Annotated in this window: 12 protein-coding genes; 7 read left to right on the top strand and 5 right to left on the bottom strand. The window is 67.3% G+C overall.

From position 1 onward, the window contains the following. Positions 1-86: 86 nt before the first annotated feature. The 3 genes from Hhyl6_RS01955 to Hhyl6_RS01945 form a co-directional block, all read right to left on the bottom strand. Entirely contained in the window at positions 87-353 is a 267-nt protein-coding gene (locus tag Hhyl6_RS01955; protein ID WP_483737540.1) for an elongation factor 1-beta, read from the bottom strand. 2 nt (positions 354-355) lie between these two features. Further along, positions 356-535 carry an HVO_2753 family zinc finger protein gene (locus tag Hhyl6_RS01950; RefSeq protein WP_483737539.1) on the bottom strand — a complete coding sequence of 60 codons (180 nt, stop codon included), beginning with the start codon at positions 533-535 and terminating at the stop codon, positions 356-358. A 72-nt stretch (positions 536-607) separates the two neighbouring features. After that, positions 608-1,195 carry a DUF2391 domain-containing protein gene (locus Hhyl6_RS01945; RefSeq protein ID WP_483737538.1) on the bottom strand — a complete coding sequence of 196 codons (588 nt, stop codon included), beginning with the start codon at positions 1,193-1,195 and terminating at the stop codon, positions 608-610. Positions 1,196-1,518: 323 nt separating this feature from the next. Between Hhyl6_RS01945 and Hhyl6_RS01940 the strand changes: the two genes are divergently transcribed. Further along, positions 1,519-2,478 (top strand): transcription initiation factor IIB, encoded by a 960-nt coding sequence (locus Hhyl6_RS01940; RefSeq protein ID WP_483737537.1) that lies wholly within the window; start codon positions 1,519-1,521, stop codon positions 2,476-2,478. Between the two features lie 48 nt (positions 2,479-2,526). On the opposite strand, the gene Hhyl6_RS01935 is transcribed toward Hhyl6_RS01940, so the two are convergent. Beyond that, positions 2,527-3,234: a bacteriorhodopsin gene (locus Hhyl6_RS01935; protein ID WP_483737536.1), complete on the bottom strand. Its 708-nt coding sequence runs from the start codon at positions 3,232-3,234 to the stop codon at positions 2,527-2,529. A gap of 2 nt (positions 3,235-3,236) precedes the next feature. Next, entirely contained in the window at positions 3,237-5,558 is a 2,322-nt protein-coding gene (locus Hhyl6_RS01930; RefSeq protein WP_483737535.1) for a methyl-accepting chemotaxis protein, read from the bottom strand. A gap of 137 nt (positions 5,559-5,695) precedes the next feature. Between Hhyl6_RS01930 and Hhyl6_RS01925 the strand changes: the two genes are divergently transcribed. The 6 genes from Hhyl6_RS01925 to Hhyl6_RS01900 all read left to right on the top strand — a co-directional run bounded on the left by Hhyl6_RS01925 (position 5,696) and on the right by Hhyl6_RS01900 (position 12,843). Beyond that, positions 5,696-7,096 carry a protein kinase domain-containing protein gene (locus Hhyl6_RS01925; protein WP_483737534.1) on the top strand — a complete coding sequence of 467 codons (1,401 nt, stop codon included), beginning with the start codon at positions 5,696-5,698 and terminating at the stop codon, positions 7,094-7,096. Continuing rightward, on the top strand, positions 7,086-7,814 hold the full coding sequence (locus tag Hhyl6_RS01920) for a hypothetical protein (RefSeq protein ID WP_483737533.1): 729 nt from the start codon (positions 7,086-7,088) through the stop codon (positions 7,812-7,814). The genes Hhyl6_RS01925 and Hhyl6_RS01920 overlap by 11 nt, the downstream gene beginning before the upstream one ends. A gap of 37 nt (positions 7,815-7,851) precedes the next feature. Further along, positions 7,852-8,808 carry an NADPH:quinone reductase gene (locus Hhyl6_RS01915; RefSeq protein WP_483737532.1) on the top strand — a complete coding sequence of 319 codons (957 nt, stop codon included), beginning with the start codon at positions 7,852-7,854 and terminating at the stop codon, positions 8,806-8,808. A gap of 33 nt (positions 8,809-8,841) precedes the next feature. Beyond that, positions 8,842-9,552: an SDR family oxidoreductase gene (locus tag Hhyl6_RS01910; RefSeq protein WP_483737531.1), complete on the top strand. Its 711-nt coding sequence runs from the start codon at positions 8,842-8,844 to the stop codon at positions 9,550-9,552. A 492-nt stretch (positions 9,553-10,044) separates the two neighbouring features. Next, positions 10,045-11,388: a sodium-dependent transporter gene (locus Hhyl6_RS01905; protein WP_483737530.1), complete on the top strand. Its 1,344-nt coding sequence runs from the start codon at positions 10,045-10,047 to the stop codon at positions 11,386-11,388. A gap of 54 nt (positions 11,389-11,442) precedes the next feature. Continuing rightward, on the top strand, positions 11,443-12,843 hold the full coding sequence (locus Hhyl6_RS01900; RefSeq protein ID WP_483737529.1) for a sodium-dependent transporter: 1,401 nt from the start codon (positions 11,443-11,445) through the stop codon (positions 12,841-12,843). The last annotated feature ends 69 nt before the right edge of the window (positions 12,844-12,912 follow it).

The following is a 12,912-nucleotide window of genomic DNA, read 5'->3' as shown; positions in this document are numbered from 1 at the left end:
AACGTGCGTTCCACGATTGGGGCGTGACGGGTTCTCGCGGCGCCGTCGCTACCGAGTTCGGGGAACGCGAAAACGGGAGCCAGTACCTACAGGCGACCGACGGTGTCGACTTCGACGGACTCGACGCCGTCGACGTCGGCGAAGGCCTCTTCGACCGCTTCGGTCCCACCGGTGTCGTCGGGGACGATGACCGTCGGGAGGAGGGCGACCAGACCGAACGCGACGTCGTCACGCTCGAAACCCTTGATCTTCGCTCCTTCGGGAAGTGCCCCCTCGAGACGCTCCTGCAGTTCGTCGAGGTCGACTTCCGGGCTCTGCGGCATTATCTTGATTTTGGCGGCTACCTTTCCCATCGTTACGGTCCCGTGAATCCGCAGTCGGGGCACTTGTACAGGTTACTCTGCTTCCGGCAGTTCGGACACCGGTAAATCTGGTGACCGCAGTCCGGACACTTGAACGCGGCGGCGTTCGTGCCGGCAATGTTGATGCCACACGAGACGCACTTCTGCGTCCGCTTTTGCTGGCTCTCGCTCATACCTCCCCGTATCCGACCGCGGCTTTTAACGGTTGCCAAACGTCGTCGCCTCCGTGGGCGTGTGTGACACACTCAGCTCCCCGGCAGGATGTCGCCGAGTGCCGCGCCGATAGCCATCGGCACGAACGCCACGCTGCAGACACAGAACGATGTCCAGACGACGGCGGGGTCCGCGGACCACTCGACGACCCCCCATCCAGTCAGCAGCGCTATCGAGACGAAGAAGGCGGTCAGCGTCACGCCGGCGAGGCGGCGCGGGACGACGCCGAGAATCCGGTCGGCGACGCGGACGTCCTGAAAGTCGGCGACGTAGAGGATGCCGACGACTGTCAGTATCGCCGCCACCAGCGTTCCGAGCAGGTACAGCGGGTGCTGTGCGACGTGGCGGCCTGCGTCCACCGTCCCGCTCTCGACGGCCATCGGTATCCCGAACAGGAGCGACCCGAGGACCGACTCGGCGAGGTCCTCGCGGTCGAACCCGTAGATGACCCGGCCGAAGACCACCGGGTCGGCGTCCTGGGCCTCGGTGGCCGCCCGCATCGCTTCTCGGACCTGTCTCCGCTCCTCGGGCGAGTCGACGATGGCCTCTAGTTCCTCCAGTTCGTCGAACAACTCCTTGATGCCATCGTCGCCCTCCTCGGGTGCTGTTTCCTCGGTCATTTGCTGTCGGAATCGCCGACGTGGTCACCCAGACTCGCTTGAACGCCACCGTGACAGACCGCGTCGACGCTGTTCATCACGGCGTTCGCGGGGTCGTCGTTCGGTCGGACTGCGTGGCCTGCGCGCACGCAGCGCCAGGTTACCGTTCGTCCGCGCGTGCCGGCCCCAAGTACGGCCACGTCCATGCCACATCCACCGCACGCCCCCGGTTAAGGCTTTACTCGCCCCACGATTCCACCCCAGTAGGCGGGTTTTACCCCCCGTAAGCGGTCCCAACCACCCAAACATTTATACGTAATGGTCCTTTCTCCGTAAAAGAACACATGGAACGGCCGACGCGCCAGCGGGATACGGACCAACAGGAGCGTGAGCAGGAGTCCGAGGACACAGGCCAGCAGACCTGTCCCGAGTGTGAGTCGGAGAACATCTCCAGTGACGGCGGGGGGGAACTCGTCTGCGAGGACTGTGGGCTGGTCATCGAAGACGAGAACATCGACCGCGGACCCGAGTGGCGGGCGTTCAACCACTCGGAGCGTCAGTCGAAGTCGCGCGTCGGGGCGCCGACGACCCAGACGATGCACGACAAGGGGTTGACGACCCAAATCGACTGGAAGGACAAGGACGCCTACGGTCGGTCCCTCTCCTCGGAGAAGCGCTCCCAGATGCACCGCCTCCGGAAGTGGCAGGAACGAATCCGGACGAAAGACGCGGGCGAACGGAACCTCCAGTTCGCGCTCTCCGAAATCGACCGGATGGCCTCGGCGCTCGGCGTCCCTCGGTCGGTCCGGGAGGTCGCTTCCGTCATCTATCGACGGGCGCTCAACGAGGACCTCATCCGCGGCCGCTCCATCGAGGGCGTCGCCACGGCCTGTCTCTACGCCGCCTGTCGACAGGAGGGGATTCCCCGGAGCCTCGAAGAGGTGTCCGACGTCTCACGTGTCGAACAGAAGGAAATCGGGCGCACGTACCGCTACGTCGCTCAAGAACTCGAACTCAAGATGGAACCGGTGGACCCCAAGCAGTACGTCCCCCGGTTCGCCTCCGAACTCGACCTCTCGGAGGAGGTCCAGTCCAAGGCCAACGAGATAATCGACACCACCGCCGAGCAGGGCCTGCTCTCGGGGAAGTCCCCGACCGGGTACGCCGCCGCCGCCATCTACGCCGCCTCGCTGCTCTGTAACGAGAAGAAGACACAGCGAGAGGTAGCCGACGTGGCGCAGGTGACGGAAGTCACCATCCGGAACCGGTATCAAGAGCAAATCGAAGCGATGGGCATCCACTGAGGCCCGCGCCGTCTCCGTTCCGTCTCGATTTTCCGACGCGCCGACCGGCTAGTCGGCGGTGACGGTCTCGCGGCCGTCGCCGACCGTGACCGCACTCATCGTGGTCCACGCGTGGAGCGCGATGACGCCGAACCCGACTTTCGTCACCACGTCGAGGTAGACGATGACCAGCGACGCCGTCTCGACGTCCAGTAGGCCGATACCCGAGGCATTCAGTAGCCAGACGACGGGGTACACCATCCAGAGGACGACGACGAAGTTCCTGAGCGTCCGGTAGAGGCTCACTTCGAGGTCCGAGAGCGCGGTGACGGCGGCGTCCCCGACGGTCCCGTACAGGAGGTAGACGACGCCGCCGAAGCAGGCGGCACCGAGCGCGAACAGCCCGTAGTTCAGCGGGTCGGGCACGACCGTCCCGGCGAACCCGAACACGATGGTGAGCGCCTGCAGACCGACCAGCTTGGTGATGTCGTCTCTGCCGGCCCGCGCCAGCAGTCCCAGATAGAGGACGTTGATGGGCGTCGTCACCAGCCAGTCAGCGTACCGGACGACGTACACCGTGTGCCCGGCGGCCTGTACCTTGCCCACGCCGAGGGTCAGCAGGACGTACGCGACGATTGCGACCCCCGGAATCGCCACCAACAGCAGGTATCGCTTCCGCGTCGCTTCGGGGACGAGCGTGTAGCCGTAGGCCAGCACGGCCGTCCCGAGCAGTTCGCCGAACAGTCCCAGCGCGAACCAGGTAGTTATCGTGTCCATTGTCAGTCGTCCGTGGCGGCCGTCGCACCGCCGACGGGGGCGTCCGCGCCGGCGTCGACGGTGAAGCGGTCCAGAAGCGATTCGAGGTCGTCCGCCCGCTGGCGGAGTTCGGCCGCGGAGTCGGACACCTCAGCGATAGACGCCGACTGGTCCTCCGCAGCGCCGGCGACGGTGTCGGCCTCGGTGGCCGTCTGCTGTGAGATGGTCGAGAGGTCGTCGATGGTGCCCATGACCTCCTGTGCGGTCCGGGCCTGTTCCTCGGTCGCACGGTCTATCTCTTGGATACCGGTGTCGACCTCTTCCGTGTACTCGACGATGGTCTCCAGTGCGTCGACGGTCTCCTCGACCGTCTCGACGCCCTCGGTGATGCGCTCGCTCGTCGACTCCATCGTCTCGACGGTGTCGCCCGCCTGCGCCTGGAGGCGCTCGATGCGCTGTTCGATGTCGCCGGCGGCGGACTTGGTCTCCTCGGCGAGGCCCTTTATCTCGTCGGCGACGACGGCGAAACCGGCCCCGTCACCGTCTGCGTGAGCGGCCTCGATGGAGGCGTTCAGCGCCAACATGTTCGTCTGCTCGACGATGTTGGTGATGACGCCGACGATTTCACCGATTTCGTCCAGTTCCTCGTCCAGCGCGTTTATTTCGTCAACCGTCTCCTCCGTCTCGGCCTCGATGGCACCCATCTCCTCGATGGCCGCCTGTGCGGCCTCGCGGCCGTCCTCGCCCACATCGGCGGCGGACTGTGAGGTGTCCGCGACCTGTTGGGCGGACGCCGCCACTTCTTCAGCCGTCGCCGAGAGGTTGTCCATCTCGGTGGCGGCCTCCTGTAACCGTTCGCTCTGCTCGGTGGTCCCCTCGAATATCTCCTGAATCGACGAGGATACCTGCTGACTCGCCCTGTCGACCCGGTCGGCGTTCGACCCCACCCGCTCGGTCGACTGCAGGACGTTCTCCGCGAACGTCTTCATGTCCGCGATGGTGTCCTCGAGGGCGTCGAGGGTGGCGTTGATTTCACGCCCGACGTCGGCCATCGCGTCGCTCATGCTCTCTTCGTCGACGCGAGCGGTGAGGTCGCCATCGGCCGCCGCCCCCAACGCGTCGCTGTACTCGTCGGCTTTCAGTTCGAGGTGCCCGCTGAGCGCCTGCATCTCGTTGCGCTCCTGTTCGACCTCGGTCTTCGCTTCCTCCGCCTCGCGCTTGGCGCGTTCGGCCTCCTCGCGGGCCGTCTCGGCCTCCGAAATCTGCTCACGGAGGTTCGCCCGCATGTTGTCGAAGGCGTCGTAGAGCGTCCCGAACTCGTCTGTCCGCGAGGTCTGGAGTTCGACGTCTAACTCGCCGGCGGCCATCGTCTCGGCCTTCGAGGAGAGGCGGCGGAGCGACGCGATGGTGTTCCCGCCGATGGTCACCCCGACCAGTCCGAGGTTGACGACTGCGAGCAAGATGAGGCCGACGAGGTCCGAGTTAATCTGGTCGCTGAGTGCGTACGCGGACTCGGGGTTCGAGTGGACCATCACCACCCAGTCGTGTCCCTCCAGCCGCGAGAGCCCCATCAGCATCGACGACGTCTCGACGAACGTGCTGTTGCCCGCTTCGAGCGACCCGACCGGGTCGCCGTCGAGGTCTGCGATACGCGCCGTCGTCCCTATCTTCGACGTGTTCGGGTGGGAGACGAACTCACCGTCACCGTCGACGACGGTCGTGTAGGACCCGGACCGTTGATTCGAGATGTCGCTCGCCTTCGATTCGAGGTCGGTCATGTAGACGATGGCCCGGTTCTCCGCGCCCGGCACGGGCGAGACGACGGCGACGATGGGGTGGTCGACGACCGAGACGCTGAACGGGTCGGTGACGTGAGTGTCGTCGGGGCCACTGAACGAGGGCGGGTCCGTGGCGAACGGCGCACCCTGTTCGGCGGCGTCGACGCCGACGAACTGCTCGTTCGAACTGGCGACTATCTCTCCCGTGCCCGTGTCGACGTAGTGGACCGCCACCACGTCGCGCGGGACCTCCTCGTTCTCCACGAGTCCCTCCAGTCTGGTCTGAATCGCTTCCTCCGACCCGTCGGTGAAGACGGGCAACCGTGACGTCGTTCGCACGCTCCGACGCGCCGTCGAGAGCCAAGCGTCGAGTTGCCCGGCCTGTGTGTCCGACAGCGCCGTCATGTCCGCGGCGACGTCCTCCTCCAGCGTGGCCGAAGCCTGGACGCTGATGAGGGCGCCGAACGCGACGATGACGACGATAGCGAACGCGAGTGCGACTCCCAGTCGCGCGGCGTAGCTATCGCCGACGACGCTCGGGAGCGGCGAATCCCTGTCAGTTGGCATCCAGAAGACGTACTCGAAACGGCCGTTAAAACGTTCCTCCGCGATTCTCACACCTGATAAGACGATTCTGACCCGGCTCGCGAACAACCACCAAAACAGTGATACGTTCACACGAACGATGTGTCGATATCGCGCCAATGGCACCGGAGTCAGGTGGGGGAAAGGCGCCCAGCGCCGTGGTCGCCGACGTGCTGACCGGCACCTCGGTCGACAGGGACCGTCTCCCGACGCTGTTGCGGTTGCTCGACGTGGGGGACCGACAGGTCCGTCTCGGTGCCGCGACGGCCCTCTGCGTCGTCGCCGACGAACATCCTGACGTGGTCGCGTACCTCACCGGCCGACTGCACGACCGGGTGGAGAGCGACGGCGACCTCGCGGCGACGCTCGCCCTCGACTACCTCGGTGCCCGACACCCGAGGACGGTCGAGCGAGAACTGGACGCACTCACCGGCGAGGAGGAGTCCCGTCACGACGTGGAGAAGTCGTCCCCGACCCGGTCTGGCCTCGGGAACCGTGACCTCGGACGGACGAGCGTCGCCGGGGTCGGACGCACGCCGGGTCCTCGGCGCGTCTACACCGACGACGAGACGGACACCGAGAGGGAAGCGGACGCGTCGGCCGAGAGCGAGGACGAAGGTGAGGCGCGCGGACGCATCGCCAGACGACCGGCGGCGAACGACGCCGAGTGGCTCTCACTGGTCGAGTACGAGAGCCGCTTCGACCGCCTCACGGTGCTGGCGCCACGGACTCGTCACCGGTACGGCGACACGTACCGCTCGCTCGGCGTCGCCGACGACGAGGAGTACGCCGTCGCTCTCCGATTGCTCCGCGGCGGCGAGGCGGGGGACGCAGCGTTCCGGTCCGCGCTGCGGTCCCTCCTCTCGGAGTGGGCGGCGGTAAACGACGTGGACAACGTCGTGACGTTGTACGACTGGCACGAGGACCCCCGCGTCTGGACGGCCACGGAGTACACCGAAGAACGGTTGGCGGACCGTGACAGCCTCCCGCCGGAGGAGGCCGCGTGGCACGCCGAGCGTCTCGCCAGCGCCCTCGCAACCGTGCACGAACGGGGCGTCGTCCACGCGGGCATCGACCCGACGGCGGTCGTCTACTACGGCAACGTCCTCCGAGAGGGGGCGCGCCAACCGCCGTTGCTCGACACCGTCGGCCTCCTCCACGTCTACCGGCAGTACGCCGACCCCGCGCAGTTTCTCGACCCCCGATACGCCGCACCCGAGTACTACGAGCGGCGGTTCGGGCAGGTCGACCACGCGACCGACATCTACCAACTCGGGGCGGTCTGTTACCGCCTGTTCACCGGTCGGCCACCCTACACCGGCGATTTCGAACGTGTCCGCGAGCAGGTCCTCGAGGCACCCCCACCCGAACCCACGGACGTCGCGGACGTCCCAGAGGCCGTCGACGACGTCGTCGGCAAGGCGATGGCGAGACAGAAGCTCAGACGCTACGAGACGGCGGCCCACCTAGCGCAAGAGCTACGTGGTCTCAGCGACCCACGGGAGGACGATGGTCGGTAGCGTAGACGTCGGGTTGCCGTTCGCGCCGAACAACCCGAACCTGACGTTCATCTTCTTCATCGGCCTGACGCTACTGGTGGTGTTGGGCCTGCGGTTCAGTTTCTACGCCTACCGGAATCGTCGGGCCAGCGACATCGCGGCCGAACACCGTCTGTGGGATTACCTCGCCTCGGTCGGTCTGCTCGCGGTCGGGTACGCCGTCCTCGGCCTCGTCGAGATTCTCACCACCTACGTCCTGCCGTTCAAGAGCGCCTTCCTCCTCGCACACGTGTTCCTGCTCGCGGTGACGATGCGGGTGCTCTACCGGAGCGTCGTCCCGGCCGCGACGGACGGCGGAACGGCCGACGGTGGAGTGCTCACCCGGGCCGCCGTCCTCGGTGTCGTCGCCGTCTTCGTCGGACTGGCGCTGGTCGGTCGCCACCCGGCCTTGCTCGCGGCGCTCGGCGGGAGCGCCCTCGCGTTCGCCGTCGCCGGGGTCTCCTTCGGCCGCCGCGGCGCCGCCGAGACGCGCGTGCAGGGGACCGTCGTGGACACGCTGTTGCGCCACCTCCTCCCCGTCCTCCTGTTCGGCGCGCTGGTGCCGGCCGCCGAACTGGCGGTGTTGGCCGGCCTCGACCGCGTCGTCGTCCTCCACGTGCAGGTCGTGTTCGTCATCATGACGGCCACGACGCTGATGACGGCGACCATCAAACTCCGGCAGAACCTCGCGAGCCTGTAGCACTACCCTTTTGCTGGCCCCGGACGACTGGTGTCCCATGCGCGCAGTCAGGTTCCACGACCACGGCGGACCAGAAGTGCTGACAGTCGAGGAGATACCGCGGCCCACCCCTGCGGCCGACGAAGTACTGGTCGAGGTGGCGGCCGCCGGGGTCAACCCCGTCGACACGTACTTCCGCGAGGGCGGGTACGACCCCGGCGAACTGCCGTGGATTCCGGGCTCTGACTGCGCCGGAACCGTCGCCGAGGTCGGCGACGACGTGGCGGACTACGCCGAGGGCGACCGAGTCTTCGCGACGGGACTGGGCAACTGGTTGCAGGGGACCTGCGCCGAGTACGCCGTCGTCCCCGACTCCCACCTCGCGCACCTGCCCGAGGACGTCGACTTCGAGACGGGGGCCGCGATTGCGTTGGTGGGCGTCACGGCGTGGCAGACGCTCGTCGACGCCTGTTCGCTGGAACCCGGCGAGCGGGCGCTGATTCACGGCGGCAGCGGCGGCGTCGGACACGTGGCGGTCCAGTTGGCCGCGGCGACCGGAGCGCGGGTCACGACGACGGCCTCCCCCGAGTACCACGACCGACTGGCGGAACTGGGGGCCGACGACGTACTGGACTACCACCGCGACGACCTCGCGGACGCCGTCGTCGAAGCGGGCCGGCCGGACGTGGTTCTGGACCATCGCCTCGACGACTACCTCTCGTTCGACGTCGACGTCGCCGCACAGGGCGCTCGCGTCGCCGCCATCGGGAACTCGGACCCCGACGCCACCTTCGAGAACGTCCCGCAGTGCCGTGCGAAGGCCGTGTCGGTCCACCACGTCTCGATGTTCAACACGCCCGACTTCGGCGCGGTACTCTCCCGACTCGCCACGTTGCTGGAGGACGGCGACCTGACTGCCGAGGTAGCCGAGACCTACCACCTCGGCGAGGTTGCGGACGCACAGGAGGACGTCCTCTCGGAGAGTTTCCTCGGCAAACTGGTCGTCACGCCCTGAAGTTTTACCCGCCCGCCGGTCCTCTCTGTCGGTATGTCCGTCACCTTCGACTTCGACGGGGAGGTCGCACTGGTCACCGGCGTCGGCGGCGCACTCGGGAGTTCCGTCGCGAACGCGTTCCTCGAAGCGGGGGCCACCGTCTGCGGGGCCGACGTGATCGAACCCGACAGCGACGACTTCCAGCTGTCCGACCCCGACCGCATCGACTTCCATCAGGGAGACTTCACCGACGAGGACGACGTGGCGGCCGTCGTCGAGGACGTCGTCGACGAACACGGACGCCTCGACTACCTGTTGAACATCGCGGGCACGTGGCGCGGCGGCGACCCGATTCACGAGACCGATGCCGACACCTTCGACTTCCTGTTCGACGTGAACCTGAAGACCATGTTCCTCGCCTCGAAACACGCTCTCCCGCACCTACAGGAGACGGAGGGGGCTATGGTCTCCGTCTCCGCTCGCTCCTCGCTGGAGGGCGGCGAGGGCGACGGCATCTACCGCGCGACGAAGGCCGGCGTCCGTCTACTGACCGAGACCATCGCCGAAGAGAACCTCGGCACGGTGCGGGCCAACAGCGTGATGCCCAGCGTCATCGACACGCCAATGAACCGCGAGATGATGCCTGACGCGGACTTCGACGAGTGGGTCGACCCGGCCGACATCGGCGCCACGATGTTGTTCCTGTGTTCCGACGCGGCGTCGGTGACCAGTGGCGCCGCCGTGCCGGTCTACGGAGAGGCGTAGAGCGAGCGGAGGCGGCGCCGATGCCCAGTAACGCCGCCGTGCCGGTCTACGGAGAGGCGTAGAGCGAGCGGAGGCGGCGCCGATGCCCAGTAACGCCGCCGTGCCGGTCTACGGGGAGGCGTAGAGCGAGGGGAGGCGGGGAAACTCTCCGCTGCCGGGCGCAGCAGTGTCGGGCGGCGGAGCGGGCTTGGAGGGCCATCGAAGCGTGCCCGACGGCGGGAGTGACCCCGCCGGGTAGCACGACCGACTGTCCACACTGGCGGTAGACGTGGTGTGGTGGGACACCATGACAATGAGTTGGGGGTCTCTGGTTGGGTCGCTGGCAGCGAGTGTGGACGGGTACAACTCTATCATCCTGCCATTAGTGCGTTGATATTATCGCTATATAGGGCTCTATCGCCCGATTGATACGGGGCCGTCGCCGGCCACCCCGTGGTATCGGTCCCGAATCACAGCGGTTATGCGGGCGAGTGGATTAGGCCGTGCTTAGACATGACAGAGCGAGAGACGTGGGCCACGCGAGTCGGATTCATCCTCGCGGCCATCGGGAGCGCAGTCGGTCTCGGGAACCTCTGGCAGTTCCCGTTCAAGACCGCGACCAACGGCGGCGCCGCGTTCGTCGTCTTCTACCTCGCGGCCGTCGTTCTCGTCGGGTTCCCTGCGATGCTCGCCGAGTTCGTCGTCGGCCGCCGGACCAACGTCAACGCCGTCGACGCGTTCGGGGAACTGGGCCACCGACAGTGGCGCATCGTCGGCGGCCTCGCCGTCTTCACCGGGTTCTGGATTCTGTCGTACTACAACGTCGTCGGCGGGTGGGTCATCCGCTACATCGTCGGGAGCGTCACCGGCGCGTACTTCGCCGACCCCAGCGGCTACTTCGGCGCCGTCGCCTCCGGACCCGACGCCGTCCTCGCGCAGGCCGTCTTCCTCGCAATCGTCGTCGGCATCGTCGCCCTCGGCATCGAGGACGGCATCGAGAAGGCGACGAAGGTGATGGTCCCGAGCATCGTCGTCCTGATGGTCGCACTCGCCGCGTGGGTCGCGACGCTCCCCGGCGCCGCCGACGGGTACGCGTTCTTCCTCTCGCCGAACGTCGACACGATGCTCGCCAACGCCGGGAGCATCATCCCGTTCGCCGTCGGACAGGCGTTCTTCACGCTCTCGCTGGGGATGGCAATCATGATTACGTACTCCTCGTACGTCGGGAGCGACGACAACCTCGTCTTCGACGGCGGGATGGTCGTCGTCACGAACACGCTGGTCGGCATCCTCGCCGGACTGGTCGTCTTCCCCATCCTGCTCACCATCGGTGCCGAAATCACCTCCGAGAGCGGAGGTGCGGGGGCGCTGTTCGTCGCCACGGCCGCCGGGTTCGGGTCGGTCCCGTTCGGCCGCGTCTTCGGCGTCGTCTTCTTCGGCGTCGTCCTCATCGCCGCGCTGTCATCGGCCATCAGTCTGCTGGAGGTGACCGTCGCCTACGCGAACGACAACTACGGAATTCCGCGGCCCTACCTCGCCACCGCGGCCGGCGTGGGCCTGTTCCTGCTGGGCCTCCCCTCGGCGTGGGACACCGCGTGGCTCACGTGGTTCGACCGCTTCGCCTATCAGGTGTTCCTCCCGTTCTCCGTCCTCCTGTTGGTCCTGTTCGTCGGGTGGGTCATCGGCCGCGACGCCGTCGACGAACTCAGTCGCGGGACCGAGAGCCTCGGTCCGGTCGGACCGGTGTGGCTCTGGACGCTCCGCGTGGTCGTCGTCGTCGCAATCGTCGGGACCCTCGCGCTGGGAATCAACGAGATGTTCCTCGTGGAGCAGGCCGATTTCTTCCAGCCGTTCTGACGTGTTCGGGCCGCTCTCGACACGTTTTTCGGTGCGTGGGAGGACCCTGAGACGATGACGAGAGCCACGTGGCGCACGCGACTCGGCTTCCTGCTCGCGGCCGTCGGGAGCGCGGTCGGTCTCGGGAACATCTGGCGGTTCCCGTGGCTGACCGCGACCAACGGCGGCGCGGCCTTCCTCCTGTTGTACGTCCTCGTAATCGTGCTCGTCGGCGTCCCCGGACTGCTCGGCGAGATGGTCATCGGTCGCCGGAGCCGTCGGAACCCCGTCGGCGCGTTCGGGGCGCTTGGCGGGCGGCGCTGGCGGGCGCTCGGCGGCGTGGCGTTGTTCGCCTCCGTCGTCGTCCTCTCCTTTTACTCGGTCGTGGGTGGCTGGATTCTTCGCTACACCCTCGCCAGCGCGACGGGCGCGTACTTTCAGGCGCCCCAGCAGTACTTCGCCGCCATCGACTACGGCCTCGGCGCGGCCGGCTTTCACGTCCTGTTCCTGCTCGCGACGGTGGCCGTCGTCTACGCGGGCGTCGACCGAGGCATCGAAGTGGCGACGACGGTGATGGTGCCCGGTATCGTCGTCCTCTTCGGTGCACTCGCGGTATGGGCCGCCACCCTACCGGGGAGCGCCGGCGGGTACGAGTTCTACCTCTCGCTGGACGTGGGCTACCTCCGGGCGAACTTCTTCGACGTCCTCGTCGCCGCGGCCGGACAGGCCCTGTTCACGCTCTCCGTCGGGGCCGGCGCGATGCTCACCTACGCGTCGTACGTCGACGAGGACCGCTCGCTCGCCGCCGACGGGACGGTCATCGCGGTGTTGAACACCGGCATCGGCGTCCTCGCCGGATTGGTCATCTTCCCTCTGCTGTTCTCGCTGGGCGTCTCGCCCGGCGAGGGCGGCCCGGGCGCGCTGTTCGTCGGCCTCGCCGGGGCGTTCGCCGACCTGCCGTACAGTCGCGTCGTCGGCGTCGTCTTCTTCGGCGTGGTCCTGTTGGCGGCGCTATCCTCGGCCATCAGCATCTTCGAGGTGCTCGTGGCCTACCTCGTGGACGAACACGGTAGCACCCGCTCGCGGGCGACGGCCGGCGTCGGCGGCCTCTTCCTCGTCACCGGGAGCGCCACCGCCGTCTCTCCCTCCCTGTTCGCGCTTCTGGCGAACACCGTCGCCAACCTCGTCCTGACCGCCGGTCTGCTCGGCTTCCTGCTGTTCGACGGGTGGGTCCTCGGGAAAGCCGCCCTCGACGAGTACGAGAAGGGTGCGGGAACCATCGCCCGGATGGCCGGTCTGCCGTGGTACTACGCCGTCGCCGTCGTCCTCCCCCTGTTCCTCGCGTTCACGCTGGTCTCGGGGCTCGGCGGGGTTCTCGGCGTGGCGGTCACCGCACCGCAGGCGGCGGCCGTCGCTATCGTCGGCGTCGGTGCGGTCGTCGCGCTCTTGCGGACCCGCACCGCCCCTGCGTCCTGACCGACGGGGACTCGCGTGTTTCGCGGCGCGGATAGAAACCCGGAAAGGCGTCCGTGCCGTCCCACACGA

This window comes from Haloarcula sp. H-hyl6, from assembly GCF_056934455.1.
Note: the sequence above shows the minus strand (reverse complement) of the source record. Positions and strands in the feature narration are given on the sequence as shown.

Bases quoted from the DNA above. Each gene is read 5' to 3' on its own strand.
- Hhyl6_RS01955 (WP_483737540.1), bottom strand. From the start codon at position 353: ATGGGAAAGGTAGCCGCCAAAATCAAGATAATGCCGCAGAGCCCGGAA.
- Hhyl6_RS01950 (WP_483737539.1), bottom strand. From the start codon at position 535: ATGAGCGAGAGCCAGCAAAAGCGGACGCAGAAGTGCGTCTCGTGTGGC.
- Hhyl6_RS01945 (WP_483737538.1), bottom strand. From the start codon at position 1,195: ATGACCGAGGAAACAGCACCCGAGGAGGGCGACGATGGCATCAAGGAG.
- Hhyl6_RS01940 (WP_483737537.1), top strand. From the start codon at position 1,519: ATGGAACGGCCGACGCGCCAGCGGGATACGGACCAACAGGAGCGTGAG.
- Hhyl6_RS01935 (WP_483737536.1), bottom strand. From the start codon at position 3,234: ATGGACACGATAACTACCTGGTTCGCGCTGGGACTGTTCGGCGAACTG.
- Hhyl6_RS01930 (WP_483737535.1), bottom strand. From the start codon at position 5,558: ATGCCAACTGACAGGGATTCGCCGCTCCCGAGCGTCGTCGGCGATAGC.
- Hhyl6_RS01925 (WP_483737534.1), top strand. From the start codon at position 5,696: ATGGCACCGGAGTCAGGTGGGGGAAAGGCGCCCAGCGCCGTGGTCGCC.
- Hhyl6_RS01920 (WP_483737533.1), top strand. From the start codon at position 7,086: ATGGTCGGTAGCGTAGACGTCGGGTTGCCGTTCGCGCCGAACAACCCG.
- Hhyl6_RS01915 (WP_483737532.1), top strand. From the start codon at position 7,852: ATGCGCGCAGTCAGGTTCCACGACCACGGCGGACCAGAAGTGCTGACA.
- Hhyl6_RS01910 (WP_483737531.1), top strand. From the start codon at position 8,842: ATGTCCGTCACCTTCGACTTCGACGGGGAGGTCGCACTGGTCACCGGC.
- Hhyl6_RS01905 (WP_483737530.1), top strand. From the start codon at position 10,045: ATGACAGAGCGAGAGACGTGGGCCACGCGAGTCGGATTCATCCTCGCG.
- Hhyl6_RS01900 (WP_483737529.1), top strand. From the start codon at position 11,443: ATGACGAGAGCCACGTGGCGCACGCGACTCGGCTTCCTGCTCGCGGCC.